Below are 21,584 nucleotides of genomic sequence, written 5' to 3'. Positions count from 1 at the left end.
CAAGATCCGCGGCCACCGCATCGAACTCGGCGAAATCGAAACCGCACTCCGCCGACTCCCCGGCATCACCGACGCCGCCGCAGCCGTCCACCACGGACGCCTCGTCGCCTACCTCATCGGCACCACCGACGACCCCAGAACCGCACTCGCCGCCACCCTGCCCGACTACATGCTCCCCAGCACCTACCTCACCCTGGACGCGCTCCCCCTCACCCCCAACGGAAAGATCGACCGCAAGGCCCTCCCCGCACCGGATCCGCAGGCCCTCGCGACCGGGCCCGCGCGGCAGCCCCGTACCGACACCGAGCGCGCACTGTGCGCGGTGTTCGCGGACGTGCTCGGACTGCCCTCCATCGGCATCGACGACAGCTTCTTCGACCTCGGCGGCGACAGCATCCGTTCCATCGAGGTGGTCGCCGGCGCCCGGCGGGCCGGACTGCGGGTCACGGCGGCCGATGTGTTCACCCACAAGTCGGTGGCCGCGCTGGCCGGCGCCGTCGTCGAGGCGGAGCCGGTCGAGATCGTCGGCACCGACGACGGCGTGGGCGAACTGGCGCTCACGCCGGTCATGCTGCGGCTGCTCGAAGAGGGCGGCCCGGTCGACGGGTTCAACCAGTCCGTCGTCCTCACCACCCCCGCGGGCCTTGACCAGGAGCGGCTCACCGGAGCACTTCAGCGGATCGTCGACCACCACGACGCCCTGCGGCTGCGGCTGGCCGGACAGGGCGCCGACGACTGGCGGCTCGTGATCGGCGAGCCGGGTACGGTCCGGGTCGCGCCCCTGGTGACCCGCATCGACGCCGGTCATCGCGCCTACGCGGACGAGACGCTGCTGCGGCGGGCCGTCGCCGCCCAGTCGGAGGCCGCCCGCAACCGGCTCGCCCCGCGCGACGGGGTAACGCTGCAGGCCGTGTGGATCGACCGCGGGGACAGCCTCCCCGGCCGGCTGGTCCTGATGCTGCACCACCTGGTGGTGGACGGCGTCACCTGGCGCATCCTGCTGCCGGACCTGCTCACCGCGTACGAGCGTCCCGGCACGGCACTCGACCCGGTCGGCACCTCGCTGCGCCACTGGTCGCAGCTGCTGCGGGGGCAGGCCGCGGACCGCGGCGAGGAACTGCCCCACTGGAAGCAACTGCTGTCCCGCGCGGAGCAGCCGGTCGGGGCGCGTCCGCTGGATCCGGCCCGGGACACCTACGCCACGGCCCGGACGCTGCGCGTGACCCTGCCGGCCGAGCACACCGGCCCGCTCCTGGAGCGCGGCCCCGCCGCCTTCCAGGCCGAGGTCAACGACGTGCTGCTCGCCGGCCTCGATCTCGCGGTCGCCGAATGGCGCGGCCGGAGCCTGCTCGTCGAGGTCGAGACCCACGGCCGCGAACAACTGCACGCGGGCGTCGACCTCTCCCGCACGGCCGGCTGGTTCACCAGCACCCACCCGGTGCTGCTGAGGGCCGCCGCGCTCGGTGCCGAGCAGTCGGTCAAGGAGATGCGCGAGCAGCTCGCGGCGCTGCCCGACCACGGCCTCGGCCACGGCATCCTGCGTCATCTCGGCGACGGATCCGCTCCGCTGCCGGTGGTGAACCCGCAGCTCGGGTTCAACTACCTGGGCCGTTTCGCCGCGGTGGAGTCGTACGACGGCGGGTGGGCGGCCGCACCCGAGTCGCGGGAGGCGTTCGCGGCCACGTCCGGCGGCATGCCCATCGGCCATGCCATCGAGGTGGACGCCCTGGTCGAGGACGGCCCCGACGGACCCGTCCTGGTCGCCAACTGGACGTGGGCGGGGCAGGTGTTGGAGCCGGGCGACGCGGAGGCGCTGGCCGAGGGCTGGTTCCGCGCGCTGCGCACTCTGGCCGAGCGGGCCGGTGAACTCGCCGCGGGCGGTCCCTCAGGGGTCGGCGAGCGGCGGCCCTCGCTGCTCACCGAGGCCTTCGAGACCGTGCTGCCCATCCGGCCCGACGGCACCCGCGCACCGCTGTTCTTCATGCACGGCGGCGTGGGTCTCAGCTGGCCCTACCTCGGGCTCGCCGAACACCTGGCCAAGGAATTCCCCGTGTACGGATTCCAAGCGTCCGGAATCGTTTCGGAATCGCCGCTTCCGTCATCGGTCGCGGAAATGGCGGAGGAATACGTACGCAGAATTCTGGAAATTCAGCCGGCCGGGCCCTACTATATTCTCGGCTGGTCCTTCGGCGGACTTCTCGCCCATGCGGCGGCCACCCGCCTCGAAGGTCTCGGACACCGAGTCGCGCTCCTCGCCAACCTCGACAGCTACCCGGTCCCCGAGCCGGACGGCATCCCGGACGACCGGGCCCTGCTCGCGAAGATCCTCGAGTACTGCGGGTACGACGCGGCCGCGTTCGCCGGCGGCGAGCCCACACTCTCCGAGGTCCTGTCCCTGTTCCGGCGGGACGCCAACCCGCTGGCCGGCCTCAGCGAGGAGCAGCTGGCCCGGCTGCTGCGGATCGTGCGCAACCATGCGGTGCTCAGCGCGCAGTTCACGCCGGACCGCTTCAGCGGGGACGTGCTCTTCGTGGCGGCCGAGCAGGGCACGGACGAGCGGTCCCCCACGGTCGCGGAATGGGAGCCGTACATCGGCGGCCGCATCTCCCACCACGGCGTGGCCTCCGACCACGACGGAATGATGCGGCCCGAACCGCAGCGGACGATCGGCCGGATCATCGCCGCGCACCTCGAATCACTGCGGTGAACGTGCGGGACGCGCTCGTACGGAATTCAGGCGAGCGCTCCCGGCGGATCCCCCCACGAATCCCCCACCGCTTTCCCTACATGCACCCGGAGAAAGAGAAGCCATGAAGAACAACCCGTTCGACGACGAAAACGGCACCTTCCTGGTGCTGGCCAATGACGAGGGGCAGCACTGCATCTGGCCCGAGTTCGCCGCCGTCCCGGCCGGCTGGACCACCGTCCTTCCGGCCGGCCCCCGCGAGGCCGCGCTCGACCACATCGAACGCACCTGGACCGACATGCGTCCCAAGTCCCTGATCCGCACCGCCGCCTGAGCACCAGGCCATCCAGATCCGAGAGGCAGCTGCCATGACTGTGAACACCCCCGTGGACGTCCCGGCCGTTCGGGCCATCATCACCGACATCCTGGAGCTCGACGACGACGAGCTCACCGGCACCAGCCTGTTCATCGAGGACCACGGCGCGGACTCGCTGGGCGCCATCGAGATCCTCTCCCGCATCGAGAAGGAGCTCGGCGTGGTCATCCCGCAGGACGACCTGGTCAAGCTGGTCCACCTGGACGCCGTACTCGAAGTGCTCGCCACTGCCGAGCGGCGTACGCCGTGAGTGCCGCCGGGATTCCGGCCGGCCCCGTCGCGGGGCCGCGCCGGGTCGTCCTCACCGGCTGCGGCGTGCTGTCCAGCATCGGCAACGGGGTCGCGGAGTTCACCACCGCCCTGCGGGCCGGCCGGGTCGGCACCGGGGACATCACCGCCTTCGACACCACCGGCTTCCCCAGCCGCCGCGGCCACCAGGTGCACGGCTTCGACGCCGCCGCCGCACTGCACCGGGTACGTCCCGAACACAGCGGCCGCGCCACGCAGTTCGCCGCCGCGGCCGCCCGGATGGCGCTCGACGACGCCGGCCTCGACGAGGCCTGGCTGCGCGAGCGGCGCGGCACCGTCGTCGTCGGCACCACCGACGGCGAGGTCGGCGAGCTCGACCTGCTCACCCAGTCGGCGCTCGCCATCGGGCTCGGCGCGTTCACCGGCGGGGCCCTGAGCAGGACCGCCACGGGCAGTCTCGCGCTCGGTGTCGTGCGCGAACTCGGGCTGTCCGATGTGGAGTCGTCGACGATCGCCACTGCCTGCGCCGCCGGCAACTACGCGATCGGCTCCGGTTTCGACGCCGTCCGCAGCGGCCGCTCCGCATGGGCGCTCGTCGGCGGCGCGGACGCGCTGAACCGCAAGACCTTCGCAGGCTTCGCCCGGCTCGGCCTGGTCGCACCCGACGAGTGCCGTCCGTTCGACGCCGACCGCGTGGGCCTGCTCACCGGCGAGGGCGCGGGGCTGCTGCTGCTCGAATCCGAGGAGTCGGCGCTCGCCCGTGGCGCGCACATCTACGCGGAGGTGCTCGGCTACGGCCTCAACTGCGACGCCTCGCACCCCACCACACCCGAAGAGGACAGCGTCGCCCGCTGTATCCGCCTGGCCCTGGAGAACGCGTCCGTCAAACCGGACGAGGTCGACCTGATCTCCGCGCACGGCACCGGCACCCGGACCAACGACACCACCGAGATCGCGGCCATCCGCCAGGTGTACGGGGACGACGCGCCCCGCACCGTCGGCGTCAAGGGGATGATCGGCCACACCATGGGAGCGGCCAGCGCCCTGGGCGCCATCGCCTCGGCGCTCGCCATCCGGCACGGGTTCATCCCGCCGACGGCCAACCACCGCAGCACCGACCCGGACTGCCCCGTCGACGTCGTACCCAACGCCTCGGTCCCCGCCGACGTGCGCATCGTGCAGAACAACGGCCTGGCGTTCGGCGGCAACAACGCCGTGGTCCTGCTCGGCCGCCATGAAAGCCACCGAGGGGAGTACGTCCGATGAGTACCGCGGTCATCACCGCATGGTCGGCCGTGTCGCCGTACGGCACGGGCCGTGCCCCGCTCGCCGCAGGGCTGCGCACCCGTACCGCACCGCCCGAGTCCGCCGGGCCCGAGGAGTGGACGGCGCAGCCGGCCGCGACCGCCCGTGTCGTGCCCGGGTTCGAGGTCCGCGAGGCACTGGGGAAGGTCGGCACCCGGGGCATGGACCGGCTGACCGGGCTCACCGCGGTGACCGTCCGGGAGGTGCTGTCCGGCGAGCCCCCGGCCGGCGAGGAGGGTGATCTCGGCACCGGGATCGTGCTCGGCACGGCCTCCGGCAGCATCCAGGGGTTCATGGAGTTCACCAAGGCCTCCCTCGAAGGGGAGCGTCCCATCGACGTGATGCCGTCGAGGATCCCCAACATGGCGATGAACAGGGCCGCCTCGGCCGGTGCGATACGCCATGCGCTCAAGGGCCCCAACACCACCGTCGCGGCCGGCCGGCTCTCCGGCCTCGTCGCCCTGGAGCAGGCGTGCCGGCTGCTCGCCGACGGGCGTGCCCAGCGGATGCTGGCCGGATCGGCCGAGGAGTTCTCGGCGACCCGCGCCCACCTCACGCGGGCGGCGCACGGCGGCGGCGTGGTGCTGGGCGAGGGCTGCGTGATGGTCCTCCTGGAAGACGGCGACACCGCGACCGGTGAACCGCTGGCCGAGGTGCTCTCGGTCCACCACCGGGTCGCGCCGCCGGGCGAGTTCACCGCGGCGCTCACAGCAGCCGTGCGCGCCGCGCTCGCGGAGGCGGGCGTCCCGTCCGGGGCGGTCTGGGCGGCCGTGCCCGGAGAGGCCCCCGGCCCGGCGGGCGAGCAGGAGCGCCGGGTGCACGAGGAGCTGTTCCCCGCGGAAGTGCGCGCGCGCACGGCGTCCGTCGCGCTGCTCGGCGAGACGGCCGCGGCCACCGGCGCGTACCAGCTCGCGGCGCTGCTGGCCGAGCCGGGTGAGCCGGGCCGCATCGCGCTCATCACCGCCACGGACCCGGACGGCCCCGTGGGGTGCGCCGTGCTGCGGCTGCTGACGGAAGGAGAGGCCGCATGAGCGTCCACGAGAACGTGGACTCCAGGCCCGTCGCCCTCATCAGCGGCGGCTCCCGCGGGATCGGCCGGGCCGTCGCCCTGCGCCTCGCACAGGACGGCCATGACGTCTCCTTCTGCTTCCGCGGCGACGAGCAGGCCGCCGCGAACCTGGAGAAGGAGCTGGCCGGTCTCGGGGCCCGGGCCCTGGCGCGGCGGGTCGACGTCGCCGACGCGCAGTCCGTACGGGACTGGGTGGAGGCCACCGAGCGGGACTTCGGCCCGGTCTCGGTCGCCGTCACCTCGGCCGGCATCACCCGGGACAAGCCCCTTCTGCTGATGTCCGACAGCGACTGGCACGAGGTCGTGGACACCAACCTGGACGGCGTCTACCACGTCTGCCGGTCCGTGGTCTTCCCGATGATGAAGCGCCGGGGCGGCAGCATCGTGACCGTCGCCTCCGTGTCCGGCCTGTACGGCAACGCGGGCCAGACCAACTACGCCGCCTCCAAGGCCGGGATCATCGCGTTCTCGCGTTCCCTCGCGAAGGAGGTCGGCCGGCGCGGGATCCGCGTCAACGCGGTGGCTCCGGGCCTGATCGACACCGACATGTCGGCGGTGCTCGACGACCAGGTCAAGAAGCAGGTCGCCGAGCGCACGGCCCTGGGCCGGACCGGGCTCGCGGCGGAGGTCGCCGAGGCCGTGGCCTTCCTGGCCTCGGCGCGGGCCTCGTACGTCACCGGCGCCGTGCTGCCCGTGGACGGCGGGCTGTGACGGGTGCCGCTGGGGCCGTACCGGCGCTGCGGCCCGGGGCGTGCCAGCTGTGGTGGGCGTCGGCCGGCGACGCCCACCCTCGGCTGGCCGGGCTCCTCGACGAGGGTGAGCGTGCCCGCGCCGACCGGCTGCGCCGGCCGGCCGACCGGGCGCTCCACCTCACCGCGCACGCGCTCGCCCGTACGGTGGCCGCCGCTCAACTGGGCATACCGGCTGCGACGTTGCCGCTGACCGTGGTGTGCAAGCGCTGCGGCGGCCCGCACGGGAAGCCCCAGCCGCCGATGCCGCTCAGGCTCTCCTGGTCGCACTCCGGCGAGCGTGTGGTGGTCGCCCTCTCACTCGGCACGGAGATCGGTGTCGACGTGGAGCGGATCGCGCCGTTCGCGCCGGAGACCGCGGAAAGGGTTCTCTGCGCGCCGGAGCGCACCGCCCTCGCGGCTCTGCCCGCGGCGCGGCGCCCCGAGGGCTTCGTGCGCTACTGGACGCGCAAGGAGGCCCTGCTCAAGGCGACCGGCGACGGGCTCGCCGTGGCCCCGGAGCTCCTGCACCTCACGGCGCCCGACGCCCCGCCCCGGCTGGTGTCCTGGTCAGGGCCCGAACGCCCCCGCCTGCCCCTGTACCTGTACGACCTGGACGCGGGTACCGGCCACCTGGCCGCTCTCGCCGCCTCCGGCGCCCCGGTACGCCCGACACAGCACGACGGGTCCGCCCTGCTGGCCGCGGTCGCCGCGTCGACGGCCGTACCCGGAACGTCGTGCCACCCCATCCTTCCCGCCGCTGAAAGGCCACTCGCCTCATGAGTCAGTACGTCGTCCTCATCGCCGACGCGCTCAGCGCGCAGGCCACCGAGGTCCTCGCACGGGACGCCGCCACCGAGGTGCGGCACGTCGACGGCACCGACCGGCCCGCGCTGCTCGCCGCCCTCGCCGAGGCCGATGCCGTCCTGGTGCGCTCCGCCACCCGTATCGACGCCGAGGCCCTCGCAGCGGCGCCACGGCTCAAGGTCGTCGCCCGGGCCGGGGTGGGGCTCGACAACGTCGACGTGCCCGCGGCCACCGCCGCCGGTGTCCTCGTCGCCAACGCTCCCGCGTCCAATGTCGTCAGCGCCGCCGAGCACGCCATCACGCTGCTCCTGTCCCTCGCCCGCCATGTCCCGCAGGCGCACGCCGCGCTCAAGGACGGCCGCTGGGCGCGCGGCTCCTACACGGGTGTGGAGCTGGCGGGCAAGACGCTCGGCATCCTCGGCCTCGGCCGGATCGGCTCGCTGGTGGCGCGCCGGCTCGCCGCGTTCGACATGGAGGTGATCGCGTACGACCCGTACGCGGACGAGGGGCACGCCCGCGGTCTCGGCGTGCGCCTGACCAGCCTCGACGAGGTCCTGGCCCGGGCACAGTTCCTCACCGTCCATCTGCCGCTGAACGAGCGGACCTCCGGACTGATCGGCTTCGACGCCTTCCAACGCGTCCGCCCCGATCTGCGCCTCGTGAACGCGGCGCGCGGCGGGATCGTCGACGAGCAGGAGCTGTACGCGGCGCTCAAGGAGGGCCGGATCGCGGGAGCCGCCCTGGACGTGTACGCGCAGGAGCCCTGCACGGACTCCCCGCTGTTCGAGCTGGAGAACGTGATCGCGACACCTCACCTGGGCGCGAGCACTCCCGAGGCGCAGGACCGGGCCGGCACCCAGGCCGCAGAGTCCGTGCTGCTCGCGCTCACGGGGATGCCCGTACCCGACGCGGTCAACGCGCCGCGCGAGACCCCCGCGCACGCGCGGTGAAGCCGGGGAACGGCATGGCGCGCCGGGCGGGGTCAGTCGTTCCCGGGTTCTTCGCAGATCTCCGCACCAGGCCCGAGCCAGCCGCGCTCCATCGCAAGCGCCCCCGCCTGGTAGCGGCTGCGTGCGCCGAGACGGGCCATCAGGTCGGCGGTGATCCGGCGGCCCGTACGCACCGATACGCCGAGCTTGCGGGCGACGACATCATCGGTGTGCCCCTCGAAGAGCAGATCGAGAACGGCCCGCTCCTGCCCGGTGAGCCCGTCCGGCTGCGCCGTCGCCCTGCTCACGCCGAGCGGCTGCGCCTGCTCCCAGGTCTGCTGGAAGAGCGAGACCAGGGCGGTGACGACACCGGCACCCCGCAGGATCAGCACCCCGCGGGCGGCGGCCTCGGGGTCGATGGGCACGATGGCGGCGCGGCGATCAAAGATGATCATCCGCGGCGGCAGCTGGGGCAGCACACGCACCTCGCCGCCGATGTCGTGCAGCCAGCGTGCGTAGCTCAGCGTCGCGGGGTCGTTGCGTACCGAGTCCAGGTAGACGTAGCGCAGTTGCACACCGCGCTCGACCGCGGCCTGGTCGAGGGGCCGGGCGGCCTCGAGGGACGCCTCCGTCTGGGCGCCCCCCGGCGCGAACACCTCGACACTGCTCTCCGCCCCGTGCGCCAGCCGCTCGATCTGGGAGTTGATGGCGTCGAGTCCGGTGTACCGGCGGACCTCGTCGGTCTGCGCCTCCTGGTCCTCGCCGTACTCGCTGAGCACCTGCGTGATGGCCAGCCGGGTGGCGGCGACGGCCTGCTGGCGCTGGGCCAGCTCCTGCTCCTGACGCTGCAGGAGGCCGGCGAGCCCGAACTCCGGGTTGACGAGGCGGACCTTGCCCAGCTCCTCGGAGGAGTTCCGTACGAGCGTGAGTTCGGCGAGTCCGTCCAGGGTGGCCTTGGCGCGCTCGACGGGCCAGCCGAGCCCTTCGGCGATCTCCACGACACCGGCCCGGGGCCGTTTCAGCAGGATGCGGTACACAGCCTCCGCATCCGCATCAAGACCCAGTTGTCCCATGTAGCAACTCCCCCCAGAGTCCCCGGTCGACCGCACAAAACCGCAGCCCAGTCCCCTTGACTATCTCAGACCCGTTCGATCACGAGCAACGTTACTCACTGGTATTCGAGCTGGTTCACAGCAAATTCGCGGAGGCGCGACCCATGTTCATCGTAACGGCGACCGTGCCCGCCGGAGCCCTTCCCGGCGAGCCCGCACTCGACGTTCACATTCGCCAATTCGCCCTTCCCGAGGACCATTTGGAACACGTCCACATATTCCGCACGCCCGACGGCGGCGCGCGCCTGACGTTCTTCCTCGGCCATCCCGACAGCAAGGGCACCGAGGCGGCGGCGGTCCGCCTCATGGCCCGCGCTCTGCCGGCGACGGCCGGCAGGGAACTCGGCTGGGCGCCGGCCACCTCGCTCCTCAGCACCCTGGAAGAGCTCGGGGCAGGCGCCCGGAGCCGCCTTCATGTCAGGGAGCTGCCATCACAGGACCCTGACAATCGGTAGTGCTGACGGGACACGCGGTGAGTGTGAGACTCGAGCTGCCCGAGAACGGGCTCCACACCGAAGTGCAAATTCCAGGGGGAACACAGAATGCGCGCCACCGTCCACCACCGCGGCCACGGCAACCACACCACCGTCAAGCCCGCCGCCCTCAGGGTCGCCACCGTCGCCCTCGCCCTCTTCGCGGCGACCGTGCCGGCGTCGGCGGCCATGGCCTCGGAGACCGCCCCGGGCAGCACCACCGCGGCGGTGGCAAAGACCCTCGCCGGCACGGCGCAGGAGAACCCCTCGGGGATCGCGGACCTGCTGAAGCCCCTCGGCCACACCTGGGGCAACTGATCATGGCGCACGCCGAACCGGCCGCACTCACGGACGTGGCCGCGCTGCGCGCCGACCTCAACCTCGTGGACGCCGAGATCCGCACCCTGCTGGAGCGCCGCCGCGCGCTCTCCCGCGAAGTCCAGCGCGCGCGCCTGTCCTGCGGCGGCACCCGAACCGACCTCGCCCGCGAGATGCACGTCATCGCCCCGTACACGGAGGCGTACGGGCGGCAGGGAACGGCGATCGCGATGGCCGTGCTGGAGATCTGCCGCGGCACGAGCGTCCCTGCCCCGTAGGTGTACGGGTCCACCCAGCAGCACCGAACAGGAGGGCCGGCTCTCCCGGCCCTCCTTCCACGAGAGGGCTCCGTCGTGCCCGGTTCATCCGTCGACCTCCCGCCCAGGCTTCCCCTCACCGAGGGCCAGGCCGGAATCTGGTACGGCCAGCGGCTGGACCATTCCGAGCTCGCGTACTCCTACGCCGAATTCCTCGACATCCGGGGTCCGTTGGACCCCGCTCTGCTTCAGGAAGCGGTCCGCCGGGTCGTCATCGAGGCGGAAGCCCTGCGTGTGTCCGTCGGCGAGGACGCGGAGGGCCCGTGGCAACAGGTGGAGCCCCGACCGGATCCCCACGTGCCGCTCATCGACTTCACCGGCCGGGCAGAGCCGTGGGACGCGGCGCACGACTGGATGCGCGCGCGCATCGGCTCCCCGCTCGACCCTGCCGCGGGAGCCGTCCAGAGCCAAGCGGTTCTTCGCCTCTCGCCGGAGAGACACCTGTGGTTCTGGCAGTTGCACCACATTGTCTGCGACGGCGTGGGCTCACAGCTCCTCGTCCACCGTGCCGCGGAGGTCTACGGTGCGCTGACCGCCGGCCGGGCACCGTCCGCCACACCCTTCGGACGCCTGGCCCCCCTCGTCGAGGAGGACCGCCGCTACCGCGCCTCGACCGGCTTCCAGGACGACCGTCGCTACTGGCTCGGCGAGTTCGCCGACATCGAGCACGTGCCGGGCTTCACCGAAGCGTCCATGGCTCCGACGGGCGTCGCACTCAGGGAAACCTGGAGCGCGGACACCGGACTCAGGAAGCTTCTGGACGGGTTCGCCACCGCCCATGGCGTGAAGTGGTCACACCTGGTGATCGCCGCGTTCGCCGCGTACGTCAGCCGGATCACGGGTTCACCCGACGCCGTACTGGGGCTTCCGGTGTCGAACCGCCGTACGGACGCGGCGGCGACGACTCCGGGCATGGTCTCCAACATCATTCCGCTGCGCGTGCGCGGTGCCGACTCGGGCAGCTTCCTCGCACTGCTGGAGCGCGTCTCCCGGAAGCTGGACGAGACGCGCGCCCACCGGCGATACCGGTTCGAGGACATCCGGCGCGGCCTGCGCACGCTGCGGGGAAGCGGCCGCGTCTTCGGCCCCACGGTGAACGTCCTGTCGCTCGACGCGGAGCCGTCGTTCGGCGCGTGCTCCGCGCAGCACCACAACCTCGCGCCGGGCCCGATCGAGGACTTCATGCTGGGCGTGTACGCGACGCCCGGGGGCCTGACGTTCACGATCGACGCCAACGCGGGCCTCTACACCGCCGGGGACCTCAGCGATCACCGGACGCGGTTCGAGGCGTTCCTGCGACAGGTCGTCGCACGGGCCGACCGTCCGCTCGGTGAGATCGACGTGCTCAGCGAGGAGGAGCGGCGCGCGTTCCTGGAGGTGCGCCCGCGGCAGCACCCGGACAACGGGTTCCGCACTCTCGTGGAGGCCTTCGAGGCGCAGGCGAGCCGGACGCCGGACGCGGTGGCCGTGACGTGCGGGACTTCGGCCCTGTCGTACGGAGAGCTGAACGCGCGGGCCAATCGGCTGGCGCGGCTGCTCGTGCGGCACGGCTGCGGGCCGGAGCGTCTGGTGGCGCTCTGCCTGCCGCCGTCCGTCGATCTCGTGGTGGCGCTCCTGGCGGTCCTCAAATCAGGCGCTGCGTACCTTCCCGTCGACCCGGAGTACCCGCCGGACCGGATCGCTTCCCTGCTCGCGGACGCGGAGCCCTCCCTGCTGCTCGGCACGGAGCGCGGGACACCGCGGCCTACCGTCCCGGACCTGGTCACCGTGGAGATCGACGGCGCGGACACCCGGGCGCACCTGGCCGCTCTCCCCCAGGACGATCTGCGCGCCGAGGAGCGCACCTGCCCCCTCACCCGGGACAACGCCGCCTACGTCATCCACACCTCGGGTTCCACGGGGCGACCCAAGGGCGTGGTCGTCCCGCACCGGAACGTGCTCGGCCTCTTCTCGGCGACCCGGGAACTGTTCGACTTCGGTGCGGGCGATGTATGGACCATGGCCCACTCCTTCTCCTTCGACTTCTCCGTCTGGGAGCTGTGGGGACCCCTGCTGCACGGCGGACGCCTCGTCCTGGTCCCCCCGGCCACGCGCCGAGCGCCGGACCGCTTCCTCCGGCTCCTGGTGGAGGAAGGCGTCACCGTGCTGAACCAGACGCCCTCGGCGTTCCAGCAGCTCCTGCAGGCGTACAGGGACGATCCCGGGCTCGGTCGGAAGCTGGGCCTGCGCTACATCGTCTTCGGCGGTGAGGCCCTCGACGTCCGGCGGCTAAACGAGTGGTACGCCCTGCACCCCGGCGACGCCCCGGCGCTGGTCAACATGTACGGGATCACGGAGACCACGGTCCACGCGAGCCATCTCGCACTCGACGGGTCCCCTCGCGCCGCCCGGGGCGGGAGTCCGATCGGACGAAGCCTGCCGGGCCTCGCGCTCTACGTCCTCGATGCCGAACTGCGGCCCGTCCCGCCCGATGTGACGGGTGAGATCTACGTGGCCGGGGAGCAGACGGCCCGCGGGTACCTGAACCGGCCGGCCCTCACCGCCGTGCGCTTCCTGCCCGACCCGTTCGGCCCGCCCGGCTCCGTCATGTACCGGTCCGGAGACCTCGCCCGCCGGACCGCAGGGGGTCTCCTCCACTACGAAGGCCGCGCGGACGACCAGGTGAAGATCCGCGGGCACAGGATCGAACCGGGGGAGGTCGAGGCCGAGCTGCGGGCCGCCCCGGGCGTCGAGAGCTGCTGTGCCGTCGTACGCCAGGACGCGGTCGGCGACAGCGTCCTGGCCGCGTATGTCGTGCCCGCGGATCCGTCGGGCCTCGATACGGCCGGCCTGCGCCGTCGCCTCGCGCGCCGGCTGCCCTCCCACATGGTGCCGGCCACCGTGACGGCGATCGACCGGATCCCCCTCACTCCCCACGGAAAGCTCGACCGGCGCGCCCTGCCGGATCCGGTGACGGCCGCCGGTCCGGACGCCGCTGCTGCGTCGACCCCCGCCGAGCAAGAGGTCGTCGACGCCTTCCGGCACGCCCTCGGGGTGCGCGGGGTCTCCCCCGGCGACGACTTCTTCGACCTGGGCGGAGACTCCTTCAAAGCGGTGCGTCTGGCCCGCCGCCTCGGCCGGGGCACCGACGTCCTCGACGTGTTCCAGCACCCCACACCGGAGAGCCTGGCCCTCCGCATCCGGGAGATCCGCGAGACGCACGGGACGCACGAGGCCCGCGACACCCCCGGCGGCGGGGCCACCGCCGGACGGCGGCGCATCCTGCGGCGCCTGGCCGCCGGCCCGGGAGGCGCGGGAGGCCCGGGAGGCGCGGGAGGCCCGGGAGGCGCGGAGGTCACGCTCGTCTGCATCCCCTACGGAGGCGGCACCGCGGCGGCCTACCACCGCCTTGCCACCGAGCTGGCACCCGGGATCGAGACCTGGAGCGCCGCGCTGCCCGGACACGACCCGACCCGGCCCCAGGAACCCCTGCTGTCCCTGGACGAGACGGCCGACCTGATCGCCGCGGAGATCAGCGGCTCCCTCGGCGGCCCCTTCGCCCTGTACGGCCACTGCGCCGGTTCGGCTCTCGCGCTGGCGGTCGCGCAACGACTGGAGCGGCAGGGGCGGGAGCCGGCGGCCCTGTACATCGGTGCGGCACTGCCCGCCGCAGCGCCCGCGCGGGAACTGGAACGCGCCCGGGTCTGGTCCGCAGACGCTCTGTACGCGTACATGAAGTCGCTCGGCGGATTCGACGGGGCGCTGGAGGAATCCGATCTGCAGACCGTCCTGAAGGTGATCCGGCACGACATGACGCAAGGCCTGCGTTTCCAGCTCGAAGGGGAGAAGGACCGTCACCGGCCGCTGGCCGCACCGCTCGTCCTGGTCATCGGTGATGCCGACAGCGCCACGCAGGGCTACGAGCACGCCTACCTGGACTGGAAGCGCTACGCGACTCACGTCGAGCTGGCCGAGATCCGCGGGGGCGGACACTACTTCGTCGCCCATCAGCCACGCGCACTCGCCTCGGTCATCGCCGGACGTCTCGGCGTGTCCGGACACCCCGGCACCCCGGACGAGGAGAACTGATGCCACCCGCCACGGTAGCCCTGATCACCGGCGGCACCTCCGGACTCGGGCTCGCCGTCGCCGAGCGGCTCATGGCCTCCGGCGTCCTTCCGGTCGTCTTCGGCCGGAGCGGGGAGCGCGGCCGGGCGGCACTGAAGACCCTGGGCGGCTCGGCGGTGTTCGTACGCGGCGACGTCGCGAGCGAGTCGGAGGTGGCCGCAGCCGTGGACACCGCGACGCGGTGCGGCTCCCTCCGCATCGTCGTGAACTGTGCCGGAGTGCCCCACGCGGCAAGGGTGGTCGGCCGGTCGGGACCGCATTCCCTGGGCCGGTTCACGGACGTCGTCACGGCCAACCTCGTGGGCACCTTCAACGTCGTACGCCTGGCCGCCGAGCGCATGGCCGCGAACCCGCCGGTGAAGCAGGAGCGCGGCGTCATCATCAACACGGCCTCCCTGGCCGCTTTCGACGGGCAGGTCGGACAGGCGGCCTACGCGGCGTCCAAGGGCGGGATCGTCTCCATGACGCTTCCCCTGGCGCGCGAGTTGGCCGGTTCGCTCATCCGCGTCGTCACCGTCGCACCGGGATTCTTCGCGACACCTGCGGTCGCTGCGGTGCCCGAGGAGGCCCGCGGAGCGTTGGACCGCGATCTCGTCCATCCACAGCGGTGGGGAGATCCCGCCGAGTTCGCCGGGCTCGTCGCCCACATCATCGAGAACCAGATGATCAACGGAGAGACGATTCGCCTTGACGGCGCGGTGCGCATGTCTCCCGGCCTACGGCGTCATGGCTCGTGAAACCGCAGAATCCGAGACGGGGGAAGTGAAGGAATCATGAACGGATCTGTCGGCATACGCTCCATAGGCGTGTGCGTGCCCGAGAACGAGGTCACCAACGCACAACTCGTCGAGCGCTTCGACACCAGCGACGCCTGGATGCGCGAGCGGCTCGGTATTGTCAGCCGCCGCGTCGCCGGGCCCGACGAGCTCACCTCGGACCTCGCCCTCGGGGCGTTCGAGGACGCGTGCAAGCGGGCCGGTGTGGAACCGGGAAGCATCGATCTCCTGATCTGCTGCACCTCCACCCCCGATCACATGATCCCGGCCGTGGCCACGATGATCCTGCACAAGGCGCAGATCCACGGCGTTCCCGGATTCGACGTGAACGCGGGCGGCTGCGCCGGCGGCCTCTTCGCCCTGGACGTCGGTCACAAGTACATGCAGTCGGGACAGTACGGCCGCGTGGCCGTGGTCGTCGCCGACACCGTGGCCCAGCTGAACGACCCGGACGACCGGACGCAGCACGCGATCTTCGGGGACGGCGCCGCCTGCTACCTCCTGGAGCACTGCTCGGACAGCCCGGGGATCGGCCGGACGCTCCTGGGGACGGACCCGGACCGCTACTACACGGCTCTCATCGAACGCCTGCCGGTCGAAGGACAGTTGAACCGCTTCAGCGGGGCGAACGTGACGCGCATGGATGGCAGAGGGGTCAAGGACTTCGCCCTCTCCGTCGTTCCCGGCCTCGTGCACAGGGTGATCGAATCGGCGGGCGTCACCCTCGACGACGTGAAACTGATCGTCACTCACCAGGCGAACCCCACCCTCATAAGGCAGTTGATCGAGCTCCTCGGCCAACCGGGCGACAAGGCCGTCATCGTGGCCGACAGGCTGGGCAACACCAGCGGCTCCAGCGTGGTGATCGCGCTCGCCGAAGCCGAGCGAACGGGTCGGCTCAGCCCCGGCGATGCCGTACTCCTGCTCGGCTTCGGCGCCGGAATGAGCTACGGAGGAACCGTCGTCCACTGGTGCGGCAGCGAGAACTTCCCGCAGCGAGAGTGGTGACCGCCCCCTCATGTTCGCCGCCTATGCCGCCGAGATCGGACTGCGACAGCCCCTCCAGGGACTGCGGGTGGGGGAACGTCCCGCTCCGCGGGCCCGTACGGGATGGAGCCGCGTCAACGTCAGGGCCGCCTCTCTGAACCACCACGACCTGTGGTCGCTGCGCGGGGTCGGGCTCTCCACCGAGCGGCTCCCCATGATTCTCGGCACGGATGCGGCAGGCGTCGACGAGGACGGCAACGAGGTCGTCCTGCACCCTGTCGTCGGACTGACCGGCCACGGGCTCGCTCCCGGGGAACCCCTCTCGATCCTCACCGAGAAGTACCAGGGCACCTTCGCCGAACAGGTGCTCGTACCCACGGCGAACCTCGTGCCCAAACCGCCGGCTCTCTCCTTCGCGGAGGCCGCCTGCCTGCCGACGGCCTGGCTGACCGCGTACCGCATGCTCTTCACCAAGGCCGCCGTGCGCCCCGGCGGCTCGGTCCTCGTCCAGGGCGCCGGGGGCGGAGTGGCCACCGCCGCGATCGTGCTGGGCACGGCGGCCGGCCTGCGCGTCTTCGCCACCGGCCGGGACGAACGCAAGCGCGAGCGGGCGGTGCGGCTCGGCGCCGTCGCGGCACTGGCCCCGGGCGAACGACTGCCGCACCGCGTGGACGCGGTGATCGAGACCGTCGGTGCCGCCACCTGGTCCCACTCGGTGCAGTCGCTGCGACGGGGTGGCACGCTGGTCATCTCGGGCGCCACGAGCGGGGACCGGCCCACGCGGGCGGAGCTCACCCGCATCTTCTACCGGGAACTCACCATCGCCGGTTCGACCATGGCGACCAAGGAGGAGCTCACAGCCCTGCTGTCCTTCTGCGTCACCACCGGCGTACGCCCGACCATCGACGGCGCCCTGCCCCTCGACCGCGCCCACGAGGGCTTCGCCCGCATGGAATCCGGCGAGCACTTCGGCAAGATCGTCTTCACCCTCTGAGCCCCCGCGGGCGCAGGTACCGGCCGGCTTCGGGTCGAGCGGGAGATGACGATCCGCCTCGATGCCCGCAACCGTCCCGAGCCGGACCTCCTGCTGACGGACCTGCCGCGAGAACGGCCCGCGGAGCCCCGGGTGTCACGGCGCCGGGGGCGGACCCTCCCGGGACGGCGGGGCCCCGGGGCCGCGCGCATCGCCGCCCTCCTCGGCGAGCAGGCCCGATCCGGCGAGCAAGTAGCCCAGCTGTGCGCGGCTGTTGCTGCCGAACCGCTCCGCCACCTTGCGGATGTGGGACACGACCGTACGGCGGCTCAGACCGATCCGGCGGGCGATGCGCTCGTCGGTCTCGCCCTCCACCATGGCCCGCAGGATCGTCCGCTGGAGGTCGTCGAGGAACGGGCGGTCCTCCTGGCGGGACGCCGACGGCTCCACCGGTTCGGCCCGCGCCCAGGAACGTTCGAACATCGCCCTGAGGTACCGCACCAGGTCCGGGTGTTTGGCGATCACCATCGCGTGCCCCCCGTCCTCCCCCGCCGGGAAGAACGCCACGTCCCGGTCGCAGACGAGCAGCTGGTCGGGCGCCTCCGCCAGGGTGCGGACCTCTGCGCCGTGGCCGAGGAGCCGTTCGATGTGGGCCAGCGTCGGTTTGTGGCTCCGCGCCGAGTGCTGGTACAGCGTGCGCTGACGCACGCCCCGCTCCAGCAGCGGCAGGCTCAGCCCGATGCCCCGGTGCAGCAGCCGGACCGGCAGGCCGCCGCCCGGCTGGGAGACGAGCAGCTCCTCGGCGCAGGTCTTCACGGCGGCCTGGAGCGCGTGGTGAATGGCGCGTTCACCGTAGATGACGGTGAGGGTCTCCTCGCCCCGGCTCCTGGCCTCGGAGTAGACCGCGTCGTAGGACGCCATGGCCGCGCGGATGCGTGCCGCCTCGCGCCGCAGCCGGGACATCTCCTCCTCCACCGGCCGGAGGGCCGCCTCGGCGGCGACCGGCGGCGGAACCGCGTACGCCGGGCCGTCCTCCTGCCCCGACGTTATGAGCAGGTGAAGCTTGCGCAGGCAATCGGGTACGTCGTCAGTGAAGTTGTCCTTTTCAACTACCGCTTGTCGGTACAGCTCCTTGGCCCAATCGCAGGGCGCCTGTGGATTGGCTTGGCCGCAATGGGGGGCTGTCTCGCATTCTTGATGCCGCTTCACAGATGTGAAATGTAACATCAGGCAACTGCCCTCGTTGGCCTTGCACATGGCGGTCGGGTAAGGATGGAGACCGAGGATCGCCGTGCGGGGGGACGGTGTCGTCTTGCCATACCCTCGCCTGATCTGTGCACCGATTCACGTCACGTCGGCAGGGCAGGTGGCTCCATGCGCACATCTCATTTCGGCCATACCTGGCGCCGTGTTGACGTACCGGTTCCCGGATCGCTCTGACAGCGGGAGTGCACCCGCGGGTGGCCGCTGCAATCGGCCGCCGGTCTTCGACAGATGGCACGCCGGGGGCGCTTCCCCGGCGTGCGGCTCGTATGCGGTTCGCCGCTGGAATCTGAACAACGGGGGAGCGAAGTGGGCGATATCGTCCGACTTCAGGTAGGAACGAACGTGGACATACCAGTATCGGTTTCCGTACAGCCGGGCATGTCCGTCATCTCACTACTGGCAGACACCTTCGGGATGCCCCAGGGCGTGCCGGTGAACCTGCGCAGGTCGCTCAGGGCGGTGAGCCCGGGCTACCTGTCCGACGCTGCGGGAACCCTCACTTCGACGGGTTCCTTCCACATCCCGTCCCTGCTCTGGATACGCGGGGACGCGGGAGGCGAAAGTATTCGCCACGAGACACAGCGAATTGCCGAAACGGCGCCGCAGGCGCTGCTGGCCGAAATCGGCCGAATGTACGACGGAAAGGTGCCGCTCATTTGGCGGAAAGTCGTCGACAGTCCCTCCACATTCCTGCTCGCGTACGCCGCCATGGCTCGCGCGGTGTGGGAGCAACTGTCCGGGACCTGGCAGCGGAGTAAACCACTCCTCGAAAGGGAGATCGGCCGCATCGGTGTGGCATCCGTCACCGGAGCCATGGCATCCGTTCTGGCCGATCTCAGCCCCAGGATCTCCTTCGCGGACGGGAACCTCGTCCTCCCCGCCAATACGCCGGTGACCGCGCCCGTCGCACTCCGGCGCCTGACGCTCACGCCCCTCGTCTCGGGCACCCGCGCCTGCGTCGCCCGTGTCGACGCGGACGGCCACGCCCACATCGGATACCCGCTGGCCGGCCTGACCAGGCTGCTCCGGGGGACCGAAGGCGAGGAGCGCACCCCGTCCGACCCGCTGGCCCTGACACTCGGTCAACTGCGGGCCGTCATCCTGCGCAAGGGCACCCAGTCCGTGTCCATGGGGACGCTCGCCGACCTGCTGCACTGCACCGCCGGCACGGTGACCTACCACTGCCGGGCGCTGGAGCAGGCCGGGCTGCTCTGCCGCGAGCGGCAGGGACGCGAGGTGCGGATCTGCCGCACCCTGCGCGGAGACGCACTGGTGGACGCCCTGTCATGACACCTCACCTTGCCACCCGCCTGGTCGTCCTCGTCTCCGGCGGCGGTACGAACCTGCAAGCCCTCCTCGACGCCTCGGCCCGCGACCCGAAGGAGTTCGGCGCGACCGTCGTCGCCGTCGGCGCCGACCGGCCCGGTGTCGCCGGCTTGGAGCGTGCCGAACGGGCCGGGGTGCCGACCTTCGTGTGCCAGGTGCGGGACCACGCCTCCCGGGAGGCGTGGGACGCCGCGCTCGCCGACCACGTCGCCGCGTATGAGCCCGATCTCGTCGTGTCGGCCGGCTTTATGAAGATCCTCGGAAAGGAGTTCCTGACCCGGTTCGGCGGCCGGGTCGTCAACACCCATCCCGCCCTGCTGCCGAGCTTCCCGGGCGCCCACGGAGTGCGCGACGCGCTTGCGTACGGCGTCAAGGTCACCGGCTGCACGGTCCACTTCGTGGACGAGGGCGTCGACACCGGCCCCGTGATCGCCCAGGGCGTGGTCGACGTCCGGGACGAGGACGACGAGGCCCTCCTGCACGAGCGGATCAAGGAAGTCGAACGCACACTGCTGGTCGACGTCGTCGGGCGCCTCGCCCGGCACGGACACCGCCTGGTAGGACGCAGGGTCCTCATTCCCTGAGCGGTGCCCGGGCTGTGACCGTCTCCCCACCGCGGGAAACGGTCACAGCCCTCTTTCAGTTCACCAGACCTGGGACGGTGGTTTCGTGTGCGGTGCGCAGGTCGTTCAGGGGGATGGTGAACTGGTTCTGGATGTCGATGGTGTGGCCGTCGATGACGCCGATGCGGGTGGCGGGCAGGCCGCGTGCGCCGCACATGTCGATGAAGCGGGATTCCTCGCTGCGGGGGACGGCGACGACGGCGCGGCCGGCTGATTCGGAGAAGAGGAAGGTGAAGGCGTCGAGGGTGTCGGGGACGATGAGGCGGGCGCCGGTGTTGCCGCGCAGGCAGGACTCGGTGATGGCCTGGATCAGTCCGCCGTCGGACAGGTCGTGTGCGGCGTCGATCATGCCCTCGCGGGAGGCGGAGATGAGGGTGTCTCCGAGGAGCTTTTCGCGGTCGAGGTCCACAGCCGGAGGCATGCCGCCCAGGTGCTGGTGGATGACCTGGGACCAGGCCGAGCCGCCGAACTCCTCGCGCGTGTCGCCGAGGAGGTAGAGGAGCCGGTCCGGTTCGGTGAAGGCGATCGGGGTGCGGCGGTTGACGTCGTCGATCACGCCGAGGACGGCGACGACCGGGGTCGGGTGGATCGCGACGTCGCCGGTCTGGTTGTAGAGCGAGACGTTGCCGCCGGTGACGGGTGTGCCGAGCCGGAGGCAGCCGTCGGCCAGGCCGCGGGTGGCCTCGGCGAACTGCCACATCACCGCCGGGTCCTCGGGTGAGCCGAAGTTCAGGCAGTTGGAGATCGCGATCGGCCTGGCGCCGGAGGCGGCGACGTTGCGGTACGACTCCGCCAGCGCCAGCTGCGTACCGGTGTACGGGTCGAGCTTGGCGTAGCGGCCGTTGCCGTCCGTCGCGATCGCCACGCCGAGGTTGGTCTCGTCGTCGATGCGGATCATGCCCGCGTCCTCGGGCTGCGCCAGGACGGTGTTGCCCTGCACGAACCGGTCGTACTGATCCGTGATCCACGCCTTGGACGTCTGGTTCGGCGAGGAGACGACCTTCAGGACCTGGTCCTTCAGTTCCTCACCGGTCTGCGGTCGGGGCAGCTTGCCGGCGTCGTCGGCCTGGAGGGCGTCCTGCCAGTCGGGGCGGGCGTAGGGGCGGTTGTAGACCGGGCCCTCGTGGGCGACGGTGCCCGGGGGCACGTCCACGATC

Annotated in this window: 19 protein-coding genes and 2 pseudogenes; 18 read left to right on the top strand and 3 right to left on the bottom strand. The window is 71.7% G+C overall.

Annotated features, from left to right (window positions below; all coding sequences use genetic code 11):
* The 8 genes and pseudogenes from E6U81_RS37910 to E6U81_RS37875 all read left to right on the top strand — a co-directional run.
* Positions 1-2,707 (top strand): alpha/beta fold hydrolase (locus E6U81_RS37910; RefSeq protein WP_136234542.1); only part of this gene is annotated, 2,707 nt, incomplete at its 5' end.
* 103 nt (positions 2,708-2,810) lie between these two features.
* Positions 2,811-3,020 (top strand): MbtH family protein, encoded by a 210-nt coding sequence (locus E6U81_RS37905; RefSeq protein ID WP_136234541.1) that lies wholly within the window; start codon positions 2,811-2,813, stop codon positions 3,018-3,020.
* A 34-nt stretch (positions 3,021-3,054) separates the two neighbouring features.
* The gene (locus tag E6U81_RS37900; RefSeq protein WP_136234540.1) at positions 3,055-3,312 is read left to right on the top strand and encodes an acyl carrier protein; all 258 of its coding nucleotides are present in this window, start codon (positions 3,055-3,057) and stop codon (positions 3,310-3,312) included.
* The gene (locus E6U81_RS37895; protein WP_240804253.1) at positions 3,309-4,577 is read left to right on the top strand and encodes a beta-ketoacyl-[acyl-carrier-protein] synthase family protein; all 1,269 of its coding nucleotides are present in this window, start codon (positions 3,309-3,311) and stop codon (positions 4,575-4,577) included. The genes E6U81_RS37900 and E6U81_RS37895 overlap by 4 nt, the downstream gene beginning before the upstream one ends.
* The gene (locus E6U81_RS37890) at positions 4,574-5,647 is read left to right on the top strand and encodes a beta-ketoacyl synthase N-terminal-like domain-containing protein (protein WP_136234539.1); all 1,074 of its coding nucleotides are present in this window, start codon (positions 4,574-4,576) and stop codon (positions 5,645-5,647) included. Before E6U81_RS37895 ends, E6U81_RS37890 begins: the two co-directional genes overlap by 4 nt.
* Entirely contained in the window at positions 5,644-6,396 is a 753-nt protein-coding gene (gene fabG / locus E6U81_RS37885; RefSeq protein WP_136234538.1) for a 3-oxoacyl-[acyl-carrier-protein] reductase, read from the top strand. The genes E6U81_RS37890 and fabG overlap by 4 nt, the downstream gene beginning before the upstream one ends.
* Positions 6,393-7,196, top strand: coding sequence for a 4'-phosphopantetheinyl transferase superfamily protein (locus E6U81_RS41545; RefSeq protein ID WP_136234537.1), 804 nt, complete (start codon positions 6,393-6,395; stop codon positions 7,194-7,196). The genes fabG and E6U81_RS41545 overlap by 4 nt, the downstream gene beginning before the upstream one ends.
* Positions 7,193-8,208: pseudogene (locus E6U81_RS37875) on the top strand (hydroxyacid dehydrogenase); the annotation flags it as partial. The gene E6U81_RS41545 and the pseudogene E6U81_RS37875, both read left to right, overlap by 4 nt.
* Here the strand turns inward: E6U81_RS37875 and E6U81_RS37870 are convergent.
* Positions 8,203-9,222, bottom strand: coding sequence for a LuxR C-terminal-related transcriptional regulator (locus tag E6U81_RS37870; protein WP_136234535.1), 1,020 nt, complete (start codon positions 9,220-9,222; stop codon positions 8,203-8,205). The pseudogene E6U81_RS37875 and the gene E6U81_RS37870 overlap by 6 nt on opposite strands.
* A gap of 56 nt (positions 9,223-9,278) precedes the next feature.
* Here E6U81_RS37870 and E6U81_RS37865 point away from each other — a divergent pair, with 56 nt between their 5' ends.
* The 8 genes and pseudogenes from E6U81_RS37865 to E6U81_RS41540 form a co-directional block, all read left to right on the top strand.
* Positions 9,279-9,716: a hypothetical protein gene (locus tag E6U81_RS37865; protein WP_136234534.1), complete on the top strand. Its 438-nt coding sequence runs from the start codon at positions 9,279-9,281 to the stop codon at positions 9,714-9,716.
* Between the two features lie 87 nt (positions 9,717-9,803).
* Entirely contained in the window at positions 9,804-10,052 is a 249-nt protein-coding gene (locus E6U81_RS37860; protein ID WP_136234533.1) for a hypothetical protein, read from the top strand.
* 2 nt (positions 10,053-10,054) lie between these two features.
* The gene (locus tag E6U81_RS37855) at positions 10,055-10,330 is read left to right on the top strand and encodes a chorismate mutase (RefSeq protein ID WP_136234532.1); all 276 of its coding nucleotides are present in this window, start codon (positions 10,055-10,057) and stop codon (positions 10,328-10,330) included.
* A 75-nt stretch (positions 10,331-10,405) separates the two neighbouring features.
* Positions 10,406-14,437 (top strand): non-ribosomal peptide synthetase, encoded by a 4,032-nt coding sequence (locus E6U81_RS37850; RefSeq protein WP_168714859.1) that lies wholly within the window; start codon positions 10,406-10,408, stop codon positions 14,435-14,437.
* On the top strand, positions 14,437-15,213 hold the full coding sequence (locus tag E6U81_RS37845) for an SDR family NAD(P)-dependent oxidoreductase (protein WP_136234530.1): 777 nt from the start codon (positions 14,437-14,439) through the stop codon (positions 15,211-15,213). The genes E6U81_RS37850 and E6U81_RS37845 overlap by 1 nt, the downstream gene beginning before the upstream one ends.
* A 36-nt stretch (positions 15,214-15,249) precedes the next feature.
* Complete coding sequence (locus E6U81_RS37840) at positions 15,250-16,260, top strand: ketoacyl-ACP synthase III (protein WP_136234529.1); 1,011 nt, start codon at positions 15,250-15,252, stop codon at positions 16,258-16,260.
* A gap of 10 nt (positions 16,261-16,270) precedes the next feature.
* Positions 16,271-17,233 carry a zinc-binding dehydrogenase gene (locus E6U81_RS37835; protein WP_136234528.1) on the top strand — a complete coding sequence of 321 codons (963 nt, stop codon included), beginning with the start codon at positions 16,271-16,273 and terminating at the stop codon, positions 17,231-17,233.
* A 27-nt stretch (positions 17,234-17,260) separates the two neighbouring features.
* Positions 17,261-17,341 (top strand): annotated as a pseudogene (locus E6U81_RS41540) (Uma2 family endonuclease); the annotation flags it as partial.
* Between the two features lie 27 nt (positions 17,342-17,368).
* Here the strand turns inward: E6U81_RS41540 and E6U81_RS37825 are convergent.
* Complete coding sequence (locus tag E6U81_RS37825; protein ID WP_136234527.1) at positions 17,369-18,175, bottom strand: LuxR C-terminal-related transcriptional regulator; 807 nt, start codon at positions 18,173-18,175, stop codon at positions 17,369-17,371.
* 645 nt (positions 18,176-18,820) lie between these two features.
* Here E6U81_RS37825 and E6U81_RS37820 point away from each other — a divergent pair.
* Complete coding sequence (locus E6U81_RS37820) at positions 18,821-19,768, top strand: MarR family winged helix-turn-helix transcriptional regulator (RefSeq protein WP_136234526.1); 948 nt, start codon at positions 18,821-18,823, stop codon at positions 19,766-19,768.
* Entirely contained in the window at positions 19,765-20,388 is a 624-nt protein-coding gene (gene purN / locus E6U81_RS37815; protein ID WP_136234525.1) for a phosphoribosylglycinamide formyltransferase, read from the top strand. Before E6U81_RS37820 ends, purN begins: the two co-directional genes overlap by 4 nt.
* A 55-nt stretch (positions 20,389-20,443) precedes the next feature.
* On the opposite strand, the gene E6U81_RS37810 is transcribed toward purN, so the two are convergent.
* Positions 20,444-21,584 (bottom strand): AIR synthase related protein (locus E6U81_RS37810; protein ID WP_240804252.1); only part of this gene is annotated, 1,141 nt, incomplete at its 5' end.

The organism is Streptomyces sp. A0592 (genome assembly GCF_004795115.1).
Classification (GTDB): domain Bacteria; phylum Actinomycetota; class Actinomycetes; order Streptomycetales; family Streptomycetaceae; genus Streptomyces; species Streptomyces erythrochromogenes.
This window is presented reverse-complemented; position numbering and strand designations above follow the sequence as displayed.

Excerpts from the sequence above, each read along its gene's own strand:
- purN (WP_136234525.1), top strand. The coding sequence starts at position 19,765 with ATGACACCTCACCTTGCCACCCGCCTGGTCGTCCTCGTCTCCGGCGGC.
- E6U81_RS37835 (WP_136234528.1), top strand. The coding sequence starts at position 16,271 with ATGTTCGCCGCCTATGCCGCCGAGATCGGACTGCGACAGCCCCTCCAG.
- E6U81_RS37870 (WP_136234535.1), bottom strand. The coding sequence starts at position 9,222 with ATGGGACAACTGGGTCTTGATGCGGATGCGGAGGCTGTGTACCGCATC.
- E6U81_RS37855 (WP_136234532.1), top strand. The coding sequence starts at position 10,055 with ATGGCGCACGCCGAACCGGCCGCACTCACGGACGTGGCCGCGCTGCGC.
- E6U81_RS37840 (WP_136234529.1), top strand. The coding sequence starts at position 15,250 with ATGAACGGATCTGTCGGCATACGCTCCATAGGCGTGTGCGTGCCCGAG.
- E6U81_RS37890 (WP_136234539.1), top strand. The coding sequence starts at position 4,574 with ATGAGTACCGCGGTCATCACCGCATGGTCGGCCGTGTCGCCGTACGGC.
- E6U81_RS37900 (WP_136234540.1), top strand. The coding sequence starts at position 3,055 with ATGACTGTGAACACCCCCGTGGACGTCCCGGCCGTTCGGGCCATCATC.
- E6U81_RS37845 (WP_136234530.1), top strand. The coding sequence starts at position 14,437 with ATGCCACCCGCCACGGTAGCCCTGATCACCGGCGGCACCTCCGGACTC.
- E6U81_RS37860 (WP_136234533.1), top strand. The coding sequence starts at position 9,804 with ATGCGCGCCACCGTCCACCACCGCGGCCACGGCAACCACACCACCGTC.
- fabG (WP_136234538.1), top strand. The coding sequence starts at position 5,644 with ATGAGCGTCCACGAGAACGTGGACTCCAGGCCCGTCGCCCTCATCAGC.
- E6U81_RS37905 (WP_136234541.1), top strand. The coding sequence starts at position 2,811 with ATGAAGAACAACCCGTTCGACGACGAAAACGGCACCTTCCTGGTGCTG.
- E6U81_RS37825 (WP_136234527.1), bottom strand. The coding sequence starts at position 18,175 with ATGTCCCGGCTGCGGCGCGAGGCGGCACGCATCCGCGCGGCCATGGCG.